Raw genomic sequence first — 23,981 nt, forward strand, 5'->3', positions numbered from 1 at the left:
CGGGCTCCGCCGCCCGTCAGTAGGTGGCCCGGCCGCCGCTGATGTCGTAGACGGCGCCGGTGGAGAAGCTGACCTTGTCGGAAGCCAGCCAGGCGATGAGCTCGGCGACCTCCTCGGGCCTGCCGACGCGGCGCATGGGAATGAGGCTGGTGATATGGGCCAGAGCCTCGGGGGCGGTGTCGGCGTTCATCGGGGTCTCGATCACGGCGGGGGCGATGGCGTTGACCAGCACGCCGCTGGTGGCCAGCTCCTTGCCGAGCGACTTCGTCAGGGCGATGACGGCGGCCTTGCTGGCGGAGTAGGGGGCCATGTTGGGGTTGCCGTCCTTGCCCGCCATGCTGGCGAGGTTGACGATACGGCCCCAGCCGCGCTCGCGCATGCCGGGGACGAAGGCGCGGCAGGTGTGGAAGGTGCCGTTGACGTTGACACCGAAGGTGCGCTGCCAGCCGTCGAGGGGGATCTCCCACAGGGGTGCGTTGGGGCCGACGATGCCGGCGGAGTTGACGAGGATGTCGACGGGGCCGATCTCGTCGGCGGCGGCCTGGACGGCTGCCGGGTCGGCGACGTCCACGACGAGGTCGGCGCCGTCGGCGACGTCGAGGGTGATGACGTCGACACCGTCGGCTTCGAGGCGGATGGCGGCGGCCTTGCCCAGGCCGCTGACGCCGCCGGTGATGAGGGCGGTGCGGGACATGGGGGTCCTTTCAGTGGGATTCGCGGGGTACGGCGTCGCCGCTGGAGCCGATGAGGAAGTCGAGGTCCGCGCCGGTGTTGGCCTGCTGGACGGTCTCGACGTAGAGGCGCTGCCAGCCCCGCTCCGGGCGGGCGAACGCCCGGGTCATCTCCGGGGAAGGCTGCCGGGCGGCGAGTTCGTCGGCCGGGAGGTCGATGTCGAGGCGCCGGTTCTCGACGTCGAGGATGATCATGTCGCCGGTGCGGACGAGGCCGAGCGGCCCGCCGGCGGCGGCTTCGGGGGCGACGTGCAGGATGACGGTGCCGTAGGCGGTGCCGCTCATGCGGCCGTCGCAGATGCGGACCATGTCGCGTACGCCCTGGGCGAGCAGCTTGGGCGGCAGCGGCAGGTTGGACACCTCGGGCATGCCGGGATAGCCCTTGGGGCCGCAGCCGCGCAGGACGAGCACCGCGTCGGGCGTGACGTCGAGGTCGTCGATGCGGGCGTGCAGATCCTCGACGGAGTCGAACACGACGGCCGGGCCGCGGTGCTGGAGCAGGTGAGGTGAGGCGGCGGCGGGCTTGATGACCGCGCCGTCAGGGGCGAGGTTGCCGTACAGGACGGCGATTCCGGCATCCTGTTGCAGCGGCTGCCGCCGGGAGCGGATCACCTCGCGGTCGTGCACCTTCGCGTCGCCCAGCGCCTCGACCAGGGGGCGTCCGGTGACGGTGATCGCGGCCGGGTCGAGCAGGTCACGCACCTCGTTCAGGACCGCGTGCAGGCCGCCGGCCCGGTAGAGGTCGTCCATGAGGTGCCGGCCGGCAGGCTGCAGGTCGGCGAGGAGGGGGACGCCGGAGCCGGTGCGGTCGAAGTCGTCCTGGGTCAGGTCGACGCCGAGCCGTCCGGCGATGGCGAGCAGGTGGACGACGGCGTTGGTGGAGCCGCCGAGGGCGGCCAGCGCGACGATGGCGTTGAGGAACGAGCCGCGCGTCATGACGTGCGAGGGGCGGCGCCCGTCGGCGATCATCTCGACGACGAGGCGGCCGGTCTCGTGGGCGCCTTCGAGCAGGCGGCTGTCGGGGGCGGGAGTCCCCGCCAGGCCGGGCAGCGTCATGCCGAGCACCTCGGCCAGCAGGCCCATGGTGGAGGCGGTGCCCATCGTGTTGCAGTGACCCTTGCTGCGGATCATCGACGACTCCGAGCGGAGGAAGTCGGCCTCCGACAGCGTCCCGGCGCGTACCTCCTCGCTGAGCCGCCACACGTCGGTGCCGCACCCGAGCGGGACGCCCCGGAAGGTGCCGGTGAGCATCGGCCCGCCGGGCACCACCACGGCGGGCAGATCCACCGAAGATGCGGCCATGAGCAGCGCGGGGATCGTCTTGTCGCAGCCGCCGAGCAGCACCACGCCGTCGATCGGGTTGGCGCGCAACATCTCCTCGATCGCCATCGCCGCCATGTTGCGCCAGAGCATCGCGGTGGGGCGGACGTTCGTCTCGCCGAGCGACACCACCGGCAGGTTCAGCGGCACGCCGCCCGCCTCCCACACGCCGTGCTTGACGTGCTCGGCGACCTCGTTCAGGTGCATGTTGCAGGGGGTGAGGTCGGAGGCGGTGTTGGCGATCGCGATGTGCGGCCGGCCGTCGAACGCGCCGGACGGCAGCCCGCGCCGCATCCACGCCCGATGGATGTAGGCGTTGCGGTCGCTGCCTGCGTACCACTGACCGCTGCGGCTCCAGGCCATGAAGACAACCACGCTTTCCGGTGACGAGGGCGGGGAGGGCAGTCGCGCTGCACATACGTATAAGTCGGGCAGCCGTTCGTGAGGCTAGTGGAACTCCGCAACGGCGGGAAGTCCATCCTAGGAGAAACTTCAACTCTTCGGAATGATGGTCTACTATCCGGAAAATGAGCGACACGGAAGACGAGCACAAACTCGTGGGCTCCGACCGCGTCCTCGCGGTGCTGGCCGAACTGACCCGGCACCCCGACGGGATCGGGCTGGAGGAGATGGCGCGCTCCGTGGCAAGCCCCAAAGCGACCGTGCATCGAGCGCTGGCGGCGCTTCGCCGCGCCGGTTTCGCCACCCAGCACGGCCACGGCCGCTACCTGCTGGGAGACGAGTTCCTGCGGGTGGCCTTCGCCCACCACGAGGCACGGCCCGATCACGTCCGGGTCACCCCGATCCTGCGGGCGCTCTGCGAGCGCCACGGCGAAACGGTGCACTACGCGGTGCTGGACGGCCCCTCGGTCGTCTACCGCTCCAAGCTCGACCCGCCGTCCGGAGCCATCCGGCTGACCTCCGTGGTCGGAGGCCGCAATCCGGCGCACTGCACCGGGGTGGGCAAGGTGCTGCTGGCCCATGCCCTGCCCGACGCGGACGCCGTCCGCGCCTGGGTGGGCGATCGTGAGCTGGAACGCCCGACGGAACGCTCCATCGCCACGGCGGAGGAACTGCACGCCGAGCTGGTACGCGTTCGCGAGCAGGGCTACGCCGTCGACGATCAGGAGAACGAGCCGGGGGTCCACTGCGTCGCGGTCGCGGCGTTCCTCACCTCTCCCAGCGTGCCGAGCGGCGCGGTCAGCGTCACCGGCCTGGCCTACCGGACCCCGCTGCGGACGCTCATCGACGACCTGCCCGGCATCCGCGCGATCGTCAACGGAGAGGACCCCTCGTGAAGGGCACCACGGACGACCGTCGCGCCAGGAGGTCCTCGTCACCGCCCCTTCCACCCAACCAGGATCTGGCCCGGCCAGGTCCTCTCGACGGTCGCCTGCTCACCGCGAATTCTCACTGATCTACGGAGAACCCCCCTTGCACATGATGCCCATTGGCGCGCCCGGCGCCGAGAAGCCGGTCGTCCGCGTGGACGACACCCCCTCCATCGACGTCCCCGACCTCACCCCCGACCTCGGCGAGCGCACGCAGCGTCAGCACGTCGCCGGAGCCCGGTAGATGCGCGCCCTCGTGCTGACCGGCCCCGGCAAGGTCGAGGTCCAGGACGTTCCCGCGCCGGTCGCCGCCGCCGGACAGGTCATCGTGGACGTGGAACGGGTCGGCGTGTGCGGCACGGACGTCGAACTGTTCACCGGGGAAATGAGCTACCTGCACACAGGCGCCTCCTCCTACCCGCTCCGGCCAGGTCACGAGTGGGCCGGCGTCGTCTCCTCCACCGGCGAGGGCGTGGACGCGGCCTGGATCGGGCGGCGGGTGACCGGCGACACGATGATCGGCTGCGGCCGGTGCCGCCGTTGCCTGAGCGGCCGGCATCATGTGTGCCCCGACCGGCACGAGCTCGGCATCCGCGACGGGCTGCCCGGAGCGCTGGCCGAACAGCTCGCCGTCCCGGTCACGTCCCTGCACGCCCTGCCGGACACGATGGACGCCACCCTTGGCGCCCTCGTCGAACCCGGCGGGAACGCGCTGCGCAGCGTCAACGCCGCCGCGCCGGCCCCCGGCGAGCGGCTGCTGATCCTCGGCACCGGCGCCATCGGGATGCTGGCCGCCCTCTTCGCCCGCGCCGCCGGAGCCCGGGTGCACCTGATGGGCCACGACCCCGCACAGTTGCACCTGGCCGCCTCCTTCGGCTTCGACGGAGTCTGGACCCGTGACACGCTGCCGGCCCTGCCGTGGGACGCGGTCATCGACGCCTCCAACTCCCCGGCACTGCCCGCGCTCGCCCTGAACCTGGTCGAACCGGCCGGGCGTGTCGTCTACATCGGCCTGGCCGGAACGCCTAGCACGGTCGACACCCGCGACATCGTCCTGAAAGACGTCACCACGATCGGCATCCTCGGCGCGTCCGCGGGACTGCCGGGCGCCATCGCCGCGTACGCGGACGGCTCGGTCGATCCGCGCCCGCTGGTCGCAGCGACGATCGCCCTGGAGGAGGTGGCCGCCGTGCTGAGCGGACACCTCCCGGACCGCGTGGGGCCAGGCCCGAAGTTCCTGGTGGCTCCGTGACGGGAGCGGCCGGACGTGACGCCGTAGCAGGATCCGGCCGGAGCCAGGTGCCTGGGCGGGGGAGCGGACCGGATCTCGCCACCCGCCGCCGCTCGATATGCATGAGCGGGATGATCTTCGGCGGTCGCCTCCGCCGAGAGCACGCAGTGCAGCTCGGGGAACCCCGGGTGCGCCATGTTCCCCAATGCCCGGGCGCTTTGACCGCGCGGAGACGGGCGCTCCAGTGGCAGCCGCGTCTGCTGGGGGCGGCGTCTGCTGGGGGCGGCGCAGGGGAGTTTCACTACTTGACATAAGAGCCGTTATCAAGCACGCCGATTGAAGCTGCGACCGTGTCAAAGAGGCGTCGGAGGGACAACTTCACGGCATCCAGGAATGCCAGTCCACCGTCTGGCTACAGCCTGCCCCAGTAAAAGCCTGTCTGGACAAGAAGAAAAGCTCGCACGAAACCCGCCGACTCTATTGTCGACGTCTCCAGTAGCATCAAGATCACGAATCGCCTGAGCACTCTCGCAAGTGAAAGTGCAAAGCTATTCATATCGGACAGAAGGCGAATTCTGTCTGGTGTGAGATCAATTTCGTCATACCTGCAAATGCCCTGCGCGCCGGCCAGCTGCGCCTCATGACCTGGGCACGCGAGCCGCACACGGGCGCAATCGACGGCCGGATCTGCTCCTCCAGTCCGGGCTGATGTTCGCGGCAGGCCACAACCAACGCTTCGACACCCCGCTGTGACTGGTGATTTCCCCGATGCCCGGGAGCGGCCTCCAGTGGAAACTGGCGTCTGTTTCCCGTCGCCGCCCTCCAAGGAGGAGATCCAGCATGTTCGAGCGATTTCGTCACGGCCTCTCGCGGGCCGTGGCCATCTTGGGGGCGGTGGTCGTCCTGCTGCCCGCCGCCCCGGCGCGGGCGGACGCGGCGGCGGCCGGCGTCGCCGAGATCCCGGCCGGTGCGGGCCAGGGCAGGATCGTCGGGGCCACCGTGGCCGACCTCGCCGCCCGCGGGTACGAGGAGCGCGAGTTCCTGATGAGCGGCAGCGCCGACATCTTCCAGAAGACCGGCACCTGGTACACCAACGGCCAGTGGGGTGCCCGCCGCAGCGGCGTCGTCCAGGCGTACACCACCCGACTGCTGGTCGAGCGGCCGACTGACCCGGCCAGGTTCAACGGCACCGTGGTCGTGGAGTGGCTGAACGTCAGCTTCGGGGTGGACATCGGCGTGGAGTGGTCGCAGTCGCACGAGCTGTTCACCCGCGCCGGGTACGCCTACGTCGGCGTCACCGCGCAGAAGGTCGGCGCCGACAAGCTCAGGAGTCTCGACCCCGTCCGCTACGGGCAGGTCTCGCTGGCCTCGGACGCGTTGTCGTACTCGATCTTCGCGCAGGCCGCCGAGGCGGTGCGGGCGCACGGGCAGGCGCTGCTGGGGACGGGCGCGCCGGTGAAGGTCCTGGCCGCGGGCCATTCGCAGTCCGCCGGACGCCTGGCCACCTTCGCCAACGCGATCCAGCCGATCATCCCCGCCTATGACGGGTTCCTCGTCCACGGACGGGGCGCCGGCGCCGCGCCCATCGGGGACGGGGTCATCGCCCTGCCCCTCACCGCCCGGATCCGCGCCGACACCGCCGTCCCCGTCTTCCAGGTGGAGTCCGAGACCGACGTCAGGACGTTCGCCGACGCCCGCCAGCCCGACGGCGCCCGGATCCGGACGTGGGAGGTCGCCGGGACCGCGCACGCCGACGCGTACGGGCTGGCCCAGTACAACGCCCAGAACGCGCGCGACCGCGCCATCAACGACGGGCGTCCCATCTCCTGTGACCGGCCGGTCAACGCCATGACCTGGCGGTACGCGTCCAACGCCGCCTACCACCACCTCGACCGGTGGGTGCGCGGGCTGGGCGCGCCGCCCGCGGGGCCGCAGATCAGCCTGCTGCTCGGCAGCATCCGGCGCGACGGTGACGGCAACGCGCTGGGCGGCGTGCGGCTGCCCGACCTGGACGCGCCGCTGGCCGTCTACGGCCCGACCAACAGCGGCGGCGAGATCACGGGCGCGTGCCTGCTGCTCGGTTCCACCACCCCGTTGAGCGGTGCCCGGTTGCTCCAGCTCTATCCCACGCGGCAGGACTATGTCACCGCCTTCACCCGGGCCGCCGACCGGGCCCTCGCCGCCGGCCACCTCCTGCCCGCCGATCACGCCGAGGCCGTCGCGCGGGCCGGCGCCACCCCGATCCCCTGACGGCTCCGAGTCCGGCCGTGGCGCCCGTCTGGAACTGATCTCGTGGACACCGCCGGAGGGCCGGCCCCTGGTGGAGCGGCATTCCTGGGTCTGCGAGCAGGTGACGCCGGTGCTGGAGAAGCTGGCAGCGCCGCTGTTGATCGGCAAGTCGCTCGGCTCGTACGCCGCCGCCGTGGCCGCCGATCGCGGCTTGCCGGGCGTCTGGCTGACGCCGTTGCTCACGATGCCCGCATGTGTGGGGCCGTTGCGTCGGGCTGCCCAGCCGTTCCTGCTCGTCGGCGGCACCGCGGACGAGTTCTGGGATGGCGGGCTGGCGCGGGAGTTGACGCCGCACGTCCTGGAGGTCGACGGCGCCGATCATGGTATGAAGGTGCCGGGGCCGTTGCGTAGATCCGCGGAGGTGCTCGGTCTGGTGACGACGGCCGTTGAGTCCTTTCTCGACGGCGTCGTCTGGAGCTGACCGCAGGAGCGGGTCGCCGCCCGTGCCTGGTCGCAGGCACGGGCGGCGAATTCGTGGGTCAGCGGTTGTAGCGCGCCACCGTGATCCTGTCGATCACCGGTGCGTACTGGGAGCGCAGGAGCACTCCGGGGAACGTCTGCGACGCGTACGTCGTGCCGTCGAAGTTCGGCAGCTCCTGGCTGGAGAACCGGACCGTGTTGTCTCCCTTCTTCAGGGTCACCGGCACGGTGAGCTCCCAGAAGTTGTTCTCGTGGAAGGTGTGGGGGAACAGGACGCGCTGCGGGGCGGCGCCGTTCACGGTGATGTCGGCGTGCCGGGCGAGCGGGTCGGGGTTGTAGTGCGTGGCGGGTGACTGCTCGGGGTTGGAGTAGCGCACGCGCATGGCGTACGTGCCGGGGGTCTCGGCCCGGACGGTGAAGGTCAGGGTGTTGGCGTTGCCCGGGGTGCCGCCGATTCCGGTGACGGCGGACTTGCCGCCGGCGAGGGTGAGCGGCTTGGCGGTGGCCGTGCCGGCGAGCTGGGCCGATTCCGCCTCGTAGACGGTGGCCGGGAGCGCGTCGGGGGCGGGGCGGACGTCGAGGCGGTCGATGATCGTGGTGGCCGAGCGGCCGGTGACGGTGACCTTGTTGACGCCGCCGGACAGTGACACGGTCGCGGTGGAGTCGCCGCGCCGGGCGTCGTCCAGCACCTCCAGGCCGTTGACGGTCATCTTCGCCTTGCCGGATCCGAACAGCTTGAGGTCGAGGACGGCCGCGGTGTCCTGGGCGGAGTAGACCCAGAAGGTCACCGACTGGCCTTTGGAGGCCGTCGCCGCGCCGGAGCCGGAGATTCCGGTGCCCTTGACGTCGTAGGCCGCTCGTGCTCCGCGGAGTTCGGCCAGTTCGGCCTCGTAGCGTGAGGTGGCCGCGGCCGGGTTCGGCAGTGAGAGGTGGATGCGGTCGACGATGGCGTCGCCCTTGGTGGTCTTGGAGCCGTCGAGGCTGCGCGCGGCCAGGGAGATGACGTGGGTGCCCGCCGTGAGCTGCACGGTGGTGTCGGCGTGGTCCCACACGACCCACTTGTAGCCGAGGGGCAGGTGGAGCTCCTGCTCCGCTCCCCCGTCCACGCGGACGAAGACGTTGGTGGGTCCCTGTTCGCGTACCAGGTCGTAGGTGTTGAGGGAGTTGGCGAAGACGCTCAGGTCGTAGCGGCCGGTCTGCGGCACTTCGACGGTGAAGTCGAGGACGCCGTCGGAGCCGGTGCGCAGGCCGCCGACGTCGTAGCGGCCGGAGGTGTAGAACTTCGACACGTCCGACGGTGAGCCTTCGGGTCCGTTGCGGGTGTAGCCGCTGCCGGTGTACTTGGCGTCCTCGGCCTCGTACGACCGCTCCCACAGGTGCGGCGCCGAGGCCGTCTCGGTGCCGGTCCCGGCGGGGGTCAGGACGATCTCGTACGCCGACGACTCCTCGAGCGCGGGCAGGTCGAGGACGACGGCTCCGTTCTCGACGGTGATGTCACGTTCGGCGACGATCTCGGGCTGCGGGGAGTCGCCGATCTGCCCGGTCCACGGGATCTCCCTGATCCAGGCGTGGACCTTGCGGCCGAGGATGTTCGCGGGGACGTTCTCGAAGCGGATGTGGCCGGGGCCGCTCGCGCCGCCGAAGATGGTGCGGGCCTGCTTCTTGGCGGGGTCGAGCGTGGCGAGGCCCTGGAGGCTGTAGTTCTTGCCGGGGTAGGGCGGCGTGACCTGGACGGTGTGGCCGCTCATCTGGCCGTAGGCGTGCAGCAGCCACCATTGGCCGTTGCCCCGGTTGGCCTGGACGGCGGAGTCGGACAGGTTGCCGTCGATGTTCCAGTAGGCGATGTCGGCGTCCACCTTGGACTCCTCGATGGCCGACACCCATTGGATCATCTGGCCGGGCACGGAGGTGTGGTAGTTGAAGGCGTACTCGTTGATGTTGATGGGGAGTTTCTTGCCGGCGTAGGGGGTGCCGGCGAAGACCTCGGCCTCCATCTCGCGGTAGCGCTTGACGCTGGTGCGCACCTGCTCGGGGTGGCTGAGCTCGTGCCAGGTCATCACCTCGGGGAGCGTGCCGGCTTCGACGGTGTGCTGGAGGTAGCCCTTGACCTGGGAGTACAGCACGCTGGTGTTGGGTCCGGCGATGCGGGCGTCGGGCATCTTGCCCTTGATGAGCGCGTGGACCTCGTCCCAGGCCTTGAAGTAGTGCCGGGGGTCGGTGAGCCAGCTCACCCGGTTGTAGCTCCACTCCCCCGTGCCGAACATGTTGCCTTCGGGCTCATTGAACGGGACGAACACGATGTTGTCGCGATATTTCGGGTCGAGCTGCAGGACCTGGTCCACCTGCTTGGCGATCTTCTGCTTGAACAGGTCGAGCTTCTCCTCCGGCGTGCTGCCCGGCCACTGGTACGGGAAGCCGCGGTGGATGTCGGTCATGTAGATGTACACGTCGCCGTCGGTGCTGTCGGCCAGCGGCTTGACCACCTCCAGGGCGTCCGCGCCCGGATGCTGCGGGCCGTCCTGGGCCTTGGTCGAGACCGTGCGCAGCTTCATGCCCTCGATGAGGTTGTTCGTCGGAACGCCGGGCCCGTACAGGCCGTAGAGCGTGCCGGACGCGCCGCCGTGGAAGGCGCCGGTGTCCTTGGCCAGGTCGATGACGAGCTGGCCTTCGCGGATCACCGTGACCTCGGCGGTGACGGGCCGGCCGCCGGCCGTGCCCGTGACGGTGAAGGTCCCGGCGGTGGCGTACTTGGCCGGGTCCACGGCCGGCCAGGTGATGGGCAGGTCGCGGTCGTAGCCGTCGGAGAAGGCGGCGCGGACGGCGGGCGGCAGGGCGGGCGCGGCGCCGATGGAGGTCCGCACGTCGAAGGCGTTCTGGCTGAGGCCGGTGGGCGTGGGCGGGGTGCTGCCCGCCACCTCGGCCACCTGCTCGGCCGTGAGCGCCGCGCCGTAGACGCGGAAGTCGTCGATCGCGCCGTCGAACAGCGGGTCGGCGTAGAACGAGCGCCCGATGAACCCGGCGGACGTCGTCGAGGCGTCGATCAGCTGCTTGGCGGTGATGGTCGTGGGGGCGGAGGCGACGGCGGCCCCGTCGAGGTAGGTCGTGATCCGCCCGGCGGCCGTGTCGAGGGTGACGGTGAGCGTCTTCCAGGCGTTCGCGGGAAGCGGGGCGTAGCCGGTGACCTGCGCCTCCGCGCCGCCGCCCGACGTGGTGAGCGCCGTGCGCAGCTTCCCGTCGCCGTTGTACGGGGTGCTGAACAGGTAGCGGGTGTTGTCCTTGCCCAGCGCGTAGATCCACTGCCAGGGGGACGTGGTGCCGTCCCACTTGACCCGCGCGGAGACGGTCAGGTCGGTCCTGTCCTTGATGGCGGCCAGCGGCAGCTTGACGTAGGCGCCGCCGGAGGTCGGGGCGCCGCCGGGCAGGCTCAGTGCGTGCCCGCCCGCCGCGCCGTCCACGAGTGTCGCGGTGGCCGCGTTGACCAGCTCGCCGTGCAGGCCGTTGCCGGAGGAGTCGGTGATGGAGGCGGTGGTGACGTCGTCGGTGTCGAAGTCGTAGACGAGCACGGGGGCCGGAGCGGCGGCGGCGGCCGCGATCCCCGTGGTCAGCGAGAGGGTGAGTGCCGCCGGGAGGAGTCCTGCGCACAAGGCCCTGGTGATGCTCGGGAATGCCATTGCGATGTCCCTGAGATGTGAGCGCTAACAAGGCGGTGGGAGCAGAGCGCGACGCAACCGAGGGTTTCGCGTAGGTTACGTAGCTCCGTCGCGCCCGTCAATGGGGTGATCCTCTGGCGTTTCCGACATGTCACGATTCGGTATCGCCGGTTGTGGGCGGTCTTGACGGCCCGCCCGCACGGGAGCGACAGTCGAGCCACATCGTTGAACCGGTTCGCTCGCTCCGGTGATCGCAGGATGGCGTCGGTGTGACGTGAGCCTGCCCATCTCCAGGAAGAAGGCGACTTCGGGACGATGATGCATGGGAGCAGTGCAACGCAATCGTCGAACCGGTTCAACACCAGGAGGTGAGAGTGGCGACGATCGGAGACGTGGCCCGGGAGGCCGGGGTGAGCCGCAGCACGGCGTCGTACGCGCTGTCGGGCAAGCGGCCCATCTCGGAGGAGGTGCGCCGGCGCGTGCTGGCCGCCGCCGAGGCGCTCGCGTACACGCCGAACGCCGGCGCCCGCGCGCTCGCCACCGCCCAGACCAAGGTCCTCGGTCTGCTCGCCCAGTTCCACGAAGACGAGTTCGCGCCCGCGATGTTGCAGTACATCCTGGGCGTCACGAACACCGCCCGCGACCTGGGCTACGACACGCTGCTGGTCACCGAGGCCGACGGGGTGCGGGCGCTGCGGCGCATCACCGACTCCCGGATGGTCGACGGCGTCGTGCTCATGAACATCGCCCAGGACGACGCCAGGCTGCCCATCCTGCGCGCCGCGCCGCAGCCGGGCGCGCTGGTCGGGCTGCCCGGCGACTGCTCGGGGCTCGACGTGTTCGACCTGGACTTCGAGGAGGCCGGGCGGGTGATGGTGGACCACCTCCACCGGCTCGGCCACCGCGAGCTCATCCTGATCTCCCATCCAGAGCACGTGGTCGAGCGCGGCGGCGCGTACGTGTGGCGCCTGCGCGACGCCGCGCTCGACCGCGCCCGTCAGCTCGGCGTCACCCTGCACGCCGTGTACGGCGAGTCCCGGCAACCCGCCGTGGGACGCCTGCTCAACAGCCTGCTCGACGCCTACCCGGCGGCGACCGGCCTGCTGATCAACAACGAGGCGGCCGCGGCGGCGCTGCCGTCGGTCACCTACCAGCGGGGGCAGCGGGTGCCCGAGGACCTGTCGGTCATCGGCCGTTACTCCGCCGACTTCGCCGCGACCTTCTCCCTGCCCTATTCGTTCATCGAGAGCGCGCCCGACCGCCTCGGCTCCATGGCCGTGCGGCAGCTCGTGCGCCGCGTGGAGTCCACGGCGGCCAGGAAAGAGCCGTTCGTGGTGCGCTTCATCTCGCCCGAACTGGCCGATCGGGGCAGCACCGCTCCCCCGAGGCCGCACTCCCGCTAGCACCGGCCCCCTACCCCCCACACGTACAGCACGCTCGCAATGGGAGCGTTAACATTGGAGGAATCGATGAACCGTCCGTCGATGTCCACGAGGGCGGCGGTCTTCGGAACCGCCGTCCTGGCCCTGGCCGCCTGCGCCTCCACGCCGCCGCAGAGCGGCGCCTCCTCCTCCGCCGGCGCCGGCGCCACGAGCGGCGCGTACACCTGGTGGGACCCGTACCCGCAGCACGACGCGAACTCCGCCTGGGCCAAGCGGGTCGACACCTGCGCCGGGCAGGCGGGCGTCACCATCCAGCGCACCGCCTACGACACGACCGCCCTCACCAACCAGGCGCTCCTGGCCGGTCAGGAAGGCAACGCGCCCGACGTCATCCTCCTGGACAACCCGGCCGTCTCGACGCTGGCCGACGCCGGGATGCTCACCGCGATGGCCGACTTCGGCCTCGACACCTCCAGGTTCGACAAGAACCTCATCGCCGCCGGCGAGCTGGACGGCAAGACGTACGGCATCCCCATCGGCGCGAACACCCTCGCCCTCTACTACAACAAGAAGATCCTGGACGAGGCGGGCGTCGACCCGGCCTCGATCAAGGACTGGGCCTCGTTCGGCGAGGCGCTGAAGAAGGTCAAGGCGGCGGGCAAGAAGCCGATCACCTTCGCGGGCATCGGCACGGAGGAGGGCTCCTTCCAGTTCCTGCCGTGGTTCTGGGGCACCGGCGCGCAGCTCACCCAGCTCGACTCGCCCCAGGCCGTCGAGGCGCTGACGTTGTGGACCTCGTGGGTCAAGGACGGCATCGCCCCCAACTCGGTCATCAGCAACTCGCAGAACACCACCTGGGAGGAGTTCCTGACCGGCGAGTTCGCCTTCGCCGAGAACGGCACCTGGCAGATCAACAGCGCCGCGAAGGCGGACTTCCCGACCGGCGTCGTGCAGATCCCCGGCAAGGACGGCGGCGCCGCCCCCACCCCCACGGGCGGCGAGTTCATCACCGTCCCCGTGCAGAAGGACACCGCCAGGTACGCCGTCACCAAGAAGATCCTCGAATGCATGACGACGCCCGAGGGCCTGGTGGAGACCGGGACCACGTTCGCGTACTACATCCCCTCGACGGCCGCCGGCCAGGAGGCCATCCTCGCCAAGGAGGCCTCGCTCAAGCCGTGGGTGGAGGCCGTGCGCAGCGCCAAGGGCCGGACCAGTGACAACCTCGGCACCGACTACCCGAAGATCTCCGAGGCGCTGTGGACCGGGGTGCAGAAGGCGCTGAGCGGCTCGGCGAGCCCCGCCGACGCGCTCAAGGAGGCGCAGGCCCAGGCGAAGCAGGCCACCGGCAACTGATCCCATGACGTCACTTCGCACCGGGACGGTCGCGGCGGGGGGAGCCGTGCGGGCAGCCCCCTCGCGCGGGCGGGCGCGGCGGTGGACGGCCGCCGCCTTCCTCGCCCCGCTCGTCGTCTACCTGCTCCTGTTCTACGCCTATCCGCTCTACCGCAACATCGAGCTGAGCGTGCACGACTACACGCCGCGCGCCTTCATCCAGGGGAACCCGGAGTTCACCGGCCTGGAGAACTATCTCCGGATCCTCTCCGACGACGCGTTCCTGAGCGCGCTCGGCAACACGGCGCTGTTCACGCTGGGCTCCATCGCCGTCCAGTACGCCATCGGGCTGGCGCTCGCGGTCTTCTTCCACCGCAACTTCCGCCTCTCGGCGGCGCTGCGCGCGATGTTCCTCGTGCCGTGGCTGCTGCCGCTGATCGTGTCGGCGTCCACCTGGTCGTGGATGCTCAACAGCGAGAACGGCATCGTCAACGCGGCGCTGCGGGCCTTCGGCATCGGGCAGATCAACTGGCTGACCTCCCCGGACACCTCGCTGCTCGCGGTGACCATCGCCAACATCTGGCTCGGCGTCCCGTTCAACCTGGTGATCCTGTACGCCGGGCTGCAGAACATCCCCGCCGACCTGTACGAGGCGGCCGGCCTGGACGGGGCCGGGGCGTGGCAGCGGTTCCGCCGCATCACGTTCCCGCTGCTGCGGCCGGTGTCGATGATCACGCTGCTGCTCGGGCTGATCTACACGCTCAAGGTCGTGGACATCATCTGGATCATGACGAGGGGCGGCCCCGCGGACGCCTCCACGACGCTGGCCATCTGGTCGTACCGTGAGGCGTTCGGCACCGGCCAGCCCGACTTCTCCCCGGCGGCGGCCGTCGGCAACCTGCTCATCCTCATCGCCTTCGCCGCCGGGCTCGCCCACGTGCGCCTGCAGAAGGAGACGGCATGAGAGCGTGGAGAACCGTCGTGGGCGTCGTCCTGGTGGGCGTGATGCTCTTTCCCGTCTACTGGATGTTCAACGTCTCGCTCACCAAGACCAGCGACATGCGGGCCGACCCGCCCCACTGGTTCCCGTGGGACCCCACGTTCGAGGGGTACGCCGCCGCGTTCTCCCAGCAGCTGCCCGCCCTGGCCACCAGCCTCTTCATCGGCCTCGGCACGGTCGCGCTCACGCTCGCGGTGTCCCTGCCCGCCGGGTTCGCCCTGGCCAAGCTGCGCCCGCGCGGCGGGCGGACGATCGACTTCCTGCTGCTGGTCGCGCAGATGATCCCCGGCGTCGTCATGGCCATGGGCTTCTACGCGATCTACATCAGGCTGGGGCTGCTCAACACCGTTCCCGGCCTGATCGTGGCGGACTCGACGCTGGCCGTGCCGTTCGCGGTGCTGCTGTTCAGGGCGTTCATGGCGGGCATCCCCGCCGAGGTCATGGCGGCGGCGCAGATCGACGGGGCGAGCACCTGGCGCACGTTCGTGTCGATCGTGCTGCCGCTCAGCCGCAACTCCGTGATCACCGTGTCGCTGTTCGCCTTCCTGTGGGCGTGGTCGGACTTCATCTTCGCCTCGACGCTCAACCGCAACAGCGACGTCATCCCGATCACGCTCGGCATCTTCCGCTACATCGGCAACAACACCACGCAATGGAACTCGATCATGGCGACCGCCGTGATCGCGTCGCTTCCGGCGGCGTTCCTGCTCGTCCTCGCGCAGCGCTACATCGCCGCCGGGGTCACCGCGGGCGCCGTGAAGGACTGAAAGAAAGGGTTCTCACCATATGACCAGCCCCGTGCTGCCGTCACACGGCCGGGCACGCCCCCTCGGGCTCGCGCAGGTCACGCTCACCGGCGGGTTCTGGGGCGACCGGCAGGCCGTGAACGCCACGGCGACGCTCGCCCACTGCGAAGCGTGGATGGAGCGCCTCGGCTGGCTGGCCAACTTCGACCGGGTCGCCGACGGGACCACCGGCCCCGACCGTCCCGGCTGGTCGTTCTCCGACTCCGAGGTCTACAAGCTGCTGGAGGCCCTGGCCTGGGAGAGCGCGAGGACCGGCGACCCGGGGGCGGAGGCGGCGATCAAGCGGCTCACCGCCCGCGTCGCCCGCGCCCAGGACCCGGACGGGTACCTCAACACCTGCTTCGGCCACGGCGACCAGCCGCCGCGCTACAGCGACCTGGAGATGGGCCACGAGCTGTACAACACCGGGCACCTGCTCCAGGCCGCCGTCGCCCGGCTGCGCACCCACGGCGAGGACGACCTGGTACGGGTCGCGCGGCGGGCCGCCGACCACGTGTGCCGCGCCTTCGGCCCCGGCGGCGCCGACGGGATCTGCGGCCATCCGGAGATCGAGGTCGGCCTGGCCGAGTTCGGCCGCGCCCTGGGAGAGGAGCGCTACGTCGAGCAGGCCCGCCTGTTCCTCGACCGGCGCGGTCACGGCAGGCTGAGGGACATCCCGCTGGGGCGGGCGTACTTCCAGGACGACGTCCCGATCAGGCAGGCCGACGTGTGGCGCGGCCACGCCGTCCGCGCGCTCTACCTCGCCGCCGCGGCGGTCGACGTCGCGGTCGAGCGCGGCGACGACGAGCTGCTGCGCGCCGTGGAACGCCAGTGGGAACGCTCGGTCGCCCGCCGCACCTACATCACCGGCGGCATGGGCTCGCGCCACCAGGACGAGGGCTTCGGCGAGGACTGGGAGCTGCCTCCCGACCGGGCCTACTGCGAGACCTGCGCCGGAGTCGCCTCCATCATGGTCTCCTGGCGGCTGCACCTCGCCACCGGCGACGTGCGCTACACCGACCTCATCGAGCGCACGCTCTACAACGTCATCGCGGCCTCCCCGAGCGCCGACGGCCGGGCCTTCTTCTACGCCAACCCCCTCCACCAGCGGGTCCCCGGCAGGCCGGCCGATCCCGACGAGGTGAGCCCGCGCGCGGAGGGGGGTGCGCGGGCCGCCTGGTTCGACGTCTCCTGCTGCCCGACGAACGTCGCCCGCACCCTGGCCAGCCTGCACGCCTACCTGGCCACCAGCGACGACGACGGCCTGCGGATCCACCAGTACGCGCCCTGCCGGATCCGCGCCGAGCTGCCGGACGGGCGGCCGGTGTCCGTGGACGTCGAGACCGCCTACCCCGACAGCGGGACCGTCCGCGTCAGGGTCGCGGCCGACGCCGGCGCGCCCTGGACCCTCACCCTGCGCGTCCCCGCCTGGGCCGCGGGGGCCACGCTGACCGAGGGCGGCCGGACCCGCCCTGCCGAGCCCGGCCTGGTGAGCGTGCGGCGGGCCTTCCGCGCGGGTGACGAGATCGTCCTCGACCTGCCCATGGAGCCCCGCTTCAGCTGGCCCGACCCGCGCATCGACGCCGTACGGGGGTGCGTGGCGGTCGAACGCGGGCCCGAGGTGCTGTGCCTGGAGTCCCGCGACCTGCCCGATCCCGGCGGGCTCGACTCCCTGGTCGTCGATCCCCGTGCCGTCCCCCGGGCCGTTCCCGGTGGCGCGGTGGTCCGTGGCCGGGTGCTCGGCCTCGCCGGCGGGGCCTGGCCCTATCCCCCGGATCCTTCCGGGGCCGCCCCCGGCGAGTGGTTCGACGTGCGGCTCGCGCCCTACCACGGGTGGGCGCGGCGCGGCCCGTCGAGCATGCGCCTCTTCCTGCCCGTCTCCTCTGCTCAGCCCCCGACACAAGGAGAGTGACATGTCCCGCATCCGAGTGCTCGCCTTAGCCCTGGTCACCACGGCCGCGACCGTGGTGACCGGAGCACCCCCCGCCGCGGCGGCCGGGGCGACGCTGACCGTCAACGTCGCCCAGCCCTTCCGCCCGGTCACCCACGCCGCCTCCGGCGGCCTCTACGGCCTGGCGGAGAACTCCCGCCCCGCCGACTCCACCCTGCTGCCGATCAAGGTCAACTCGCTCACCCAGCCCGCCCCCGGCGTCGGCCAGCGGCCCAACGGCCAGCCGCCGGGCGGCGACTCGCTGCTGATCGCCCCGCAGGCCGACCGCGTCGGCGCCGGCCAGTACATCCGCATGCCCGACATCTACCCGAACTTCCCCTACCAGTGGGTGAGCTGGAACGACTGGCTGGCCAAGGTCGACACCATGGTCAGGGCCAGGCTCGCGGCCACCACCGTCACGAACGTCCTGGCCTGGGAGCTCTGGAACGAGCCCGACTACACCTGGAACACCGCCGCCGCCGGCAACTTCAACGACGGCTGGGTCCGTACGCACCGGGCGGTCCGCGCGCTCGACCCGCTCACGCCGATCGTCGGGCCCAGCACGGCGACGTACAACCGGTCGTGGATGCAGGCGTTCCTGACCCGCGCCCGCGACACCGGCACGCTGCCCGACATCATCTGCTGGCACGAGCTGAGCAACCCCGGCAGGATCGCCGCCGACCTCGCCGACTACCGCAACCTGGAAGCCTCGCTCGGCATCAGCCCGCGCCGCATCTCCATCAACGAGTACGCCGCCCCCGCCGAGGTGGACGTCCCCGGCCGGATCGCCAGCTACGTGGCCAAACTCGAACGCGGCGGCGTCGAGTCCGCGCACCGCGCCTTCTGGTACGAGTACGGCACCATGAACGGCCTGGTCGTCAACAACAACCAGCCGACCGGCACGTGGTGGCTCTACAAGTGGTACGGCGACATGGCCGGCAACATGGTCACCACGACCACCAGCTCGACCTCCCTGGACGGCTTCGCCGCCTACGACCCCACCCGTAAGATCGTCAACGTGGTGTTCGGTGACGAGGCGGGCACCAACACGGTCAACCTGACCGGCCTCGGCGCGCTGGGCTCCAGCGTCCGCGTCACGCTCCTGTCCACCCCGTCCAGCGGGCGCTTCACCGCCGTGACCGCCCCCACCACCGTCTCCACCACCACCCGTACGGTCAGCAACGGCCAGCTCAGCGTCTCGGTGCCGAACATGGTCGCCACCAGCGCCTACCAGCTCGTCGTCGAGCCGGCCACCGGCGTGCCGGCCTACCAGCAGCGTTACGAGGCCGAGAACGCCTCGGTCTTCCGCGCCCAGCGGCTGACCTCCTCCAGCGCGTCGGGCGGCGGCTACGTCGGCCGCATCGACAACTCCGGCACCCCGCGCACCGACAGCTACGTCGACTTCGTCGTCAACGTGCCGGCCGCCCGCGCGTACACGATGACCATCGGCTACGCCAACGCCACCGGTGCCACCGCCACCCAGGGCCTGGCCTACAACGGCGGCGCGTGGACCACCGTCAGCTACCCGCCGACCGCCGCGTGGGGCCAGTTCGGCGCCACGGTCAGCACCACGGTGAACCTGCGGGCGGGCTACAACGTGATCCGGCTGGCCAAGGGGTCGCCGCACTTCGCGGGCGGCACCGGCTACGCCGAACTGGACTACATCCACCTCACCTGATTCGAAGGGACCCCGGCTTCATGACCGCCTCAGGCCCGGAGTTCTCCCTGTGGGAGATCCCGTTCAGCTACCACGGATCGTGGTTCGGCTTCTCGCCCGTGGTGGCGGAAGGGACCTACGCGGAGGAGGTGCATCTGGTCTCGCACCAGACCGGCATGCACGCGGTCATGAAGCTGGTCCCCGAGACCGCCGCCACGATCACGGCCACCCCCCACCGGCTCACCTGGCACGACGGCCTGATCGACCTCGCCTACGAGAGCGTGGACACGGTGCGGGTGCGCGGCCGCGGCGCCGGGCTGCGCGTGCTGGCCGCGGACCCGGTCCTGACGCCGTTCAGCGGCCCGTACTTCTACCAGGACCCCGTGGACGGCTCGTACGTCTTCACCCTCTACCAGACCGGCCGCCGCTACCGGATCACCCTGCTCGGCGGGCGGGCCGAGCCCCTGGGCGCGCAGGCGCTCGGCGCCGCCGAGCGGGGGATCCGCCTGAGCGGCGAGTGGGAGATCGCCATCGAGGAGTACGAGACCGCCCGCGCCCCCTACACCGCCAAGGACCCCTTCGACCAGGTGGTCAAGGCGGCGCGGGCGGAGTTCGAGGCGTTCGCGCAGGCGGTCGCGCCGTGGCGCGGCGAGCGGACGCCCGCCGCCGAACTGGCCGCCTACGTGCTGTGGTCGGCCACCGTGCGCCCGGCCGGGTTCGTCACCCGCCCGGCGGTGCTGATGTCGAAGCACTGGATGGACAAGGTGTGGAGCTGGGACCACTGCTTCAACGCCATCGCTGTCGCCGGGGGTCTGCCCGGCCTGGCCTGGGACCAGTACCGCCTCCCCTTCGACCACCAGGACGCCTCGGGCGCGCTCCCCGACTCCGTCACCCACTCCGAGATCCTCTACAACTTCGTCAAACCGCCCATCCACGGCTGGGCGCTGCGGCACCTCCCCGATGCGGCGCCGGACGTCTACCCGCTGCTGGAACGCTGGACCACCTTCTGGCTCACCGCCCGCCGCGTCCCCGGTCACGAGCTGCCGCACTACCAGCACGGCAACGACAGCGGCTGGGACAACGCCACCACCTTCGACCCCGAGCGCGTCGTGCAGAGCGCCGACCTGGCCGCCTTCCTCATCCTTCAGCTGCGCGAGCTGGCCCGCCTGGCCCCCGGCCCCGACGCCGCCGCCCGGTGGAGCGCGCAGGCCGACCGGATGCGCGAGGCGCTGCTCGCCGAGCTGTGGGACGGCGAACGGTTCGTCGCCCGTGGCGTGCCGTCGGGACGTACCTGGTCCAGCTCCAGCCTGCTCGACCTCATGCCGATCGTGCTGGGAGAGGAGCTGCCGCGTCCCGTCCGCGCGGCGCTGGCCGCCGGGATCGAGCGGCACCTGACCGCGTACGGGCTCGCGACCGAGCTGCCGGACTCACCGCACTACCTGGACGACGGCTACTGGCGCGGCCCCATCTGGGCGCCCTCGACCGTGCTGATCGAGGACGGGCTGCGCCGCGCCGGCTACCCGGACCTGGCCGACGAGATCAGCGCCCGCTTCCGCGCGCTGTGCGAGCGGTCGGGGTTCGCCGAGAACTTCGACGCCCGCACCGGCCAGGGCCTGCGCGACCGCGCCTACACCTGGACGGCGGCCGCCTACCTCCACCTGGCCGCCGCTCACGAGCGGCGGGCGAGGCCCTGAACCTGCCCGTCGTGCACGTCGCTCACCCACTCCCAGCCGGGCCTGGCCGACGGGCCGATCCGCGGGTCACTCACGGGCTTGTCGTCGCGCAGGGCCTCCACGTACGCCCGATCCAGGTCGATCTGCGCGCGCAGCCGTCCGGCGTCGCCGGCGGACCCGTGACCCGGGACGAAGACCTCGACGTCGCCCGCCACCCCGTCGAACAGCCGCAGCGCGTCGAGGTAGTCCCCGATCGGGTCGGCGGCGTCCAGGTCGAGCATCGGGACCAGGACGTCGGAGAGCATGTCGCCGGCGACGAGAACCCCGCGTTCCTCGATGAGCAGCGCCGCGTGCCCCTTGGCGTGCGCCTGGTGCTCGATGACGCGGACCTCGGGGCCGTCCCAGGGAACCCGCGTGGCTCCGGCGGGCAGAGCGGTGAGGAGGCCGAACAGCTCCAGCGGTGTCTCCCCGGCGATCTCCGGCGGTAGCGCCTCGGCGAGGCGGGCCCGCCAGTCCGCGTCCGCCCGCAGCTCGCGCAGCTCGGCCGCGCAGCGGGCGGTGCCGTAACGGGGCGCGTCGCCGAGCTCGGCGTGCCAGAGCGCGTGATCCCAGTCGGGGTGCGTCGCGAAGCCCGCCACGACGGGCAGGCCCCGCCGGCGAAGCTCGTCCGCGAGGGCGGCCATCTCGTCGCCGGTGATCCCGGGGTCGATGAGCAGCACGCCGGCCGGGCCCCGCACGACGACGGCGTTGTTCTGGAGCAACGGGCTCTGGTGGACCAGCACACCCTCCGCGACCTGCTTCAGCACGTGCCTGCCTCCTTCGTGTCCTGGACGGCGTAACGACGCATCGTGACGCCGCGCTCGAACGATCGGTGCTCGATGAGGTCGAGCTCGATCGGGATGTCGTAGTCGTCGAACAGCGGCCTGCCGAAGCCGAGGATCGACGGGTGGGTCCAGAGCAGCAGCTCGTCGAGGAGCCCCGCCCGGAGCAGCTGGGTGGCGAGGGTCGCGCCGCCGACGCTGATGGTGCCGTCGGTGCCGGCCCGCAGGGCGGCCAACTGGTCGATCGCGTCGTCGCCGCCGATGATCCGGGTGCCGTGGGCGGCGCTGCGGCGGGTGCGGGAGACGAGGATCTTGGGCTTGGCGGTCCAGAGCTCGCCGTACTCACGCAGGTAGTCCGGCAGCGACGCGTCCTCGGGCGCCCGCGGCCAGTATTCCTCCATCGCCTCGTAGTAGACCCGGCCGTGGACCATGAGGGCGAGCTCCCGCGTCCGCGCGTTGGCCTCGCGGTGCATCTCCTCGCCGAGGCGCAGCCACTCGCCCGCGCCGTTGTCCCCGGGCACCTGCTCGATCCGCAGGTCGAGGGACACGTTCATCGAATAGACGAAGCGGCCCATCATCTCCTCTTCCCAAGTGATTGCACTTTGCAAGTACTATAGGTGGAGTGAAATGGCTGTCAAGGAGGGAATCGTGGAACCACGGTCCGGGTGTCCGATCAACGCCGCCGTCGAGGTGCTGGGTGATCGCTGGTCGATGCTCGTGCTGCGCGACGTCATCTTCGGCGACCGCCGCCACTTCCGGGCGCTGCTCACCGGGTCGGCCGAGGGCATCGCCTCGAACATCCTGGCCGACCGGCTCGTACGGCTCGTCGAGGCGGGACTGCTCACCCGCGGCACCGCCGCGCGCGGGCAGCGCGCCCGCTACAGCCTCACCGAGGCCGGCATCCAGACCCTCCCGATCATCCACGCCCTCGGCAACTGGGGCCTCGACTGGCGTCCGGGCAGCGAGGAGCTCCGCAGCCGGCAGCGGCTCATGCGCGAGGAGGGCCCGGCCTTCATCGAGGAGCTGATGGACGAGCTCCGCGTCCGCCACCTCGACGCCCCGCCGAAACCGCACGACGGCCCGGGCCCGTTCGACCGCCTCGCCGCCGCCCACGCCGCCGCCGCCGGGCAGGATGTTGCGCCATAGTACGATTGTCGGTATATATCGATCACATGAAAAACAGGTCGATGCAGGAACCGACGTTCCTCATCCTGACGGCCCTGGCGGCCGGGCCGCAGCACGGCTACGGCATCATCACCGACGTCCTGCAGATCTCCGGCGAGCAGGTACGGCTGCGCGCCGGCACCTTGTACGCCGCACTCGACCGGCTCCAGAGCGAGCAGCTGATCGAGACCGACCGCGAGGAGGTCGTGGACGGCCGGGCCCGGCGTTACTACCGACTCACCACCGAGGGCGCGGCCCGGCTGTCGGCCGAGGCCGACCGGCTGCGCAGGAACGCCGACACTGCCACCGCACGCCTGCGCCGCAGCCCGTCCGCCGCACGGCCGTCCCTCGGCGGCGCCTCGTGACCACGCTGGAACAGCGCTACCGCCGGTTACTCGCCTGGTACCCGAAGGATCACCGGGCCCTGCACGAGGAGGAGATGCTCGGCGTGCTGCTGGCGGCCTCGGCTCCCGGCCAGAATCGCCCCGCCTGGCGGGAGGCGTTCGATCTGGTGCGCGGCGGCCTGGCGATCCGGTTGCGCAGGCTCGCGCCGCCCGAGTCGCGGCGGCGCTGGCGGGACGCCACCGGCCTGGCCGCGCTGCTCGCCCCTCTCGTGCTGTTCGGCGCCGGCCTGTTCCGCGCCGCCGGGTACGCCGGTCGGTTCGCCTTCGACCTCGCCCTCCCGCAGGTCGTCTACGCCCTGCCGTACGGACTGGTCGTGCTGCTGGCGTGGCTGGGGCGGCGCCGGGCGGCGATCGCCTGCGCGTGGGCCGTGGCGGTGCTGTACCTGGCCGAGGCGATGAACTGGCTGCTGTCCCTGCCCGAAGGGACCACCGTGGTGGGCGACGTGATTCTGGTCTCGGGGCGACCAGTGCTCGCTGTCGGCATGCTGGGGGCGGCCTTCCCCGCGTGCGTCTGCGCGGCGATGCTCACCCTCGCGCCGTCGCCCGGCCCCGGCCCTCTGGGGTCCCGGCGGCTGCTGGCCTGGGCGGGCGGGGTGCTGGCCGCGTGCGTCATCGGCACCCTGCTGCCCAAGGTGCTCGGAGCCGTCCTGATGTCGGCCGCCGTCGCCACGGTGGCGGTGACGGCACTGCGCTCCCCTGTGGGCCGCCGGACGGCCGCCGTCCTGATGCCGTTCCTCCTCGTCGCCGTCATGTGGTCATGGTTCGCCGACCTGGCCGCCCTGACCGCGGTCACCGTCGCGACGGCGGCGCTGCTGGGCGTCACGGCGTGGCTGGCCCGCACCGCGGAGCCCGCCTGAT

Annotated in this window: 20 protein-coding genes; 15 read left to right on the top strand and 5 right to left on the bottom strand. The window is 71.3% G+C overall.

The window, feature by feature from the left end:
• Positions 1-16: 16 nt before the first annotated feature.
• Entirely contained in the window at positions 17-694 is a 678-nt protein-coding gene (locus ACBR40_RS07820) for an SDR family NAD(P)-dependent oxidoreductase (RefSeq protein WP_371248074.1), read from the bottom strand.
• Between the two features lie 10 nt (positions 695-704).
• Positions 705-2,414 (bottom strand): IlvD/Edd family dehydratase, encoded by a 1,710-nt coding sequence (locus ACBR40_RS07825; RefSeq protein ID WP_371248075.1) that lies wholly within the window; start codon positions 2,412-2,414, stop codon positions 705-707.
• Positions 2,415-2,578: 164 nt separating this feature from the next.
• Between ACBR40_RS07825 and ACBR40_RS07830 the strand changes: the two genes are divergently transcribed.
• The 5 genes from ACBR40_RS07830 to ACBR40_RS07850 all read left to right on the top strand — a co-directional run bounded on the left by ACBR40_RS07830 (position 2,579) and on the right by ACBR40_RS07850 (position 7,323).
• A complete protein-coding gene (locus ACBR40_RS07830) occupies positions 2,579-3,349 on the top strand; it encodes an IclR family transcriptional regulator (protein WP_371248076.1) in 771 nt (256 codons plus the stop codon).
• 142 nt (positions 3,350-3,491) lie between these two features.
• Entirely contained in the window at positions 3,492-3,626 is a 135-nt protein-coding gene (locus ACBR40_RS07835; protein ID WP_364447629.1) for a hypothetical protein, read from the top strand.
• Positions 3,627-4,634, top strand: a complete 1,008-nt coding sequence (locus ACBR40_RS07840; RefSeq protein WP_371248078.1) for a zinc-binding dehydrogenase — start codon at positions 3,627-3,629, stop codon at positions 4,632-4,634.
• Between the two features lie 819 nt (positions 4,635-5,453).
• Complete coding sequence (locus ACBR40_RS07845; RefSeq protein ID WP_371248080.1) at positions 5,454-6,863, top strand: alpha/beta hydrolase domain-containing protein; 1,410 nt, start codon at positions 5,454-5,456, stop codon at positions 6,861-6,863.
• A 109-nt stretch (positions 6,864-6,972) separates the two neighbouring features.
• Positions 6,973-7,323, top strand: coding sequence for a hypothetical protein (locus tag ACBR40_RS07850; protein WP_371248081.1), 351 nt, complete (start codon positions 6,973-6,975; stop codon positions 7,321-7,323).
• A 58-nt stretch (positions 7,324-7,381) separates the two neighbouring features.
• On the opposite strand, the gene ACBR40_RS07855 is transcribed toward ACBR40_RS07850, so the two are convergent.
• Positions 7,382-10,993 (bottom strand): LamG-like jellyroll fold domain-containing protein, encoded by a 3,612-nt coding sequence (locus tag ACBR40_RS07855; RefSeq protein WP_371248083.1) that lies wholly within the window; start codon positions 10,991-10,993, stop codon positions 7,382-7,384.
• 353 nt (positions 10,994-11,346) lie between these two features.
• On the opposite strand from ACBR40_RS07855, the gene ACBR40_RS07860 reads away from it, so the two are divergent.
• The 7 genes from ACBR40_RS07860 to ACBR40_RS07890 all read left to right on the top strand — a co-directional run bounded on the left by ACBR40_RS07860 (position 11,347) and on the right by ACBR40_RS07890 (position 20,755).
• On the top strand, positions 11,347-12,375 hold the full coding sequence (locus ACBR40_RS07860; protein WP_371248084.1) for a LacI family DNA-binding transcriptional regulator: 1,029 nt from the start codon (positions 11,347-11,349) through the stop codon (positions 12,373-12,375).
• A gap of 66 nt (positions 12,376-12,441) precedes the next feature.
• Positions 12,442-13,710, top strand: a complete 1,269-nt coding sequence (locus ACBR40_RS07865) for an extracellular solute-binding protein (protein ID WP_371248085.1) — start codon at positions 12,442-12,444, stop codon at positions 13,708-13,710.
• A gap of 4 nt (positions 13,711-13,714) precedes the next feature.
• On the top strand, positions 13,715-14,653 hold the full coding sequence (locus ACBR40_RS07870; RefSeq protein WP_344207488.1) for a sugar ABC transporter permease: 939 nt from the start codon (positions 13,715-13,717) through the stop codon (positions 14,651-14,653).
• Positions 14,650-15,456, top strand: a complete 807-nt coding sequence (locus ACBR40_RS07875) for a carbohydrate ABC transporter permease (RefSeq protein WP_364447610.1) — start codon at positions 14,650-14,652, stop codon at positions 15,454-15,456. Before ACBR40_RS07870 ends, ACBR40_RS07875 begins: the two co-directional genes overlap by 4 nt.
• 19 nt (positions 15,457-15,475) lie before the next feature.
• Positions 15,476-17,386 (top strand): glycoside hydrolase family 127 protein, encoded by a 1,911-nt coding sequence (locus tag ACBR40_RS07880; protein ID WP_371248087.1) that lies wholly within the window; start codon positions 15,476-15,478, stop codon positions 17,384-17,386.
• Position 17,387: 1 nt separating this feature from the next.
• Entirely contained in the window at positions 17,388-19,082 is a 1,695-nt protein-coding gene (locus ACBR40_RS07885; protein WP_371248088.1) for a hypothetical protein, read from the top strand.
• Between the two features lie 20 nt (positions 19,083-19,102).
• Positions 19,103-20,755, top strand: coding sequence for an amylo-alpha-1,6-glucosidase (locus ACBR40_RS07890; protein ID WP_371248089.1), 1,653 nt, complete (start codon positions 19,103-19,105; stop codon positions 20,753-20,755).
• Here the strand turns inward: ACBR40_RS07890 and ACBR40_RS07895 are convergent.
• On the bottom strand, positions 20,731-21,540 hold the full coding sequence (locus tag ACBR40_RS07895) for an MBL fold metallo-hydrolase (protein ID WP_371248090.1): 810 nt from the start codon (positions 21,538-21,540) through the stop codon (positions 20,731-20,733). The two genes, ACBR40_RS07890 and ACBR40_RS07895, sit on opposite strands and share 25 nt — an antisense overlap.
• On the bottom strand, positions 21,534-22,109 hold the full coding sequence (locus ACBR40_RS07900) for a dihydrofolate reductase family protein (RefSeq protein WP_371248091.1): 576 nt from the start codon (positions 22,107-22,109) through the stop codon (positions 21,534-21,536). The genes ACBR40_RS07895 and ACBR40_RS07900 overlap by 7 nt, the downstream gene beginning before the upstream one ends.
• 94 nt (positions 22,110-22,203) lie before the next feature.
• On the opposite strand from ACBR40_RS07900, the gene ACBR40_RS07905 reads away from it, so the two are divergent.
• Genes ACBR40_RS07905 through ACBR40_RS07915 form a run of 3 tightly spaced genes read left to right on the top strand, consistent with a single transcriptional unit; the run spans position 22,204 to position 23,980 of the window.
• Positions 22,204-22,701: a winged helix-turn-helix transcriptional regulator gene (locus tag ACBR40_RS07905; RefSeq protein WP_371248092.1), complete on the top strand. Its 498-nt coding sequence runs from the start codon at positions 22,204-22,206 to the stop codon at positions 22,699-22,701.
• A gap of 41 nt (positions 22,702-22,742) precedes the next feature.
• Positions 22,743-23,084: a PadR family transcriptional regulator gene (locus tag ACBR40_RS07910; RefSeq protein WP_371248094.1), complete on the top strand. Its 342-nt coding sequence runs from the start codon at positions 22,743-22,745 to the stop codon at positions 23,082-23,084.
• A complete protein-coding gene (locus ACBR40_RS07915) occupies positions 23,081-23,980 on the top strand; it encodes a hypothetical protein (protein WP_371248095.1) in 900 nt (299 codons plus the stop codon). The genes ACBR40_RS07910 and ACBR40_RS07915 overlap by 4 nt, the downstream gene beginning before the upstream one ends.
• Position 23,981: the final 1 nt, after the last annotated feature.

Origin of the sequence: Nonomuraea sp. AD125B, from assembly GCF_041402765.1 — a bacterium.
Classification (GTDB): domain Bacteria; phylum Actinomycetota; class Actinomycetes; order Streptosporangiales; family Streptosporangiaceae; genus Nonomuraea; species Nonomuraea bangladeshensis.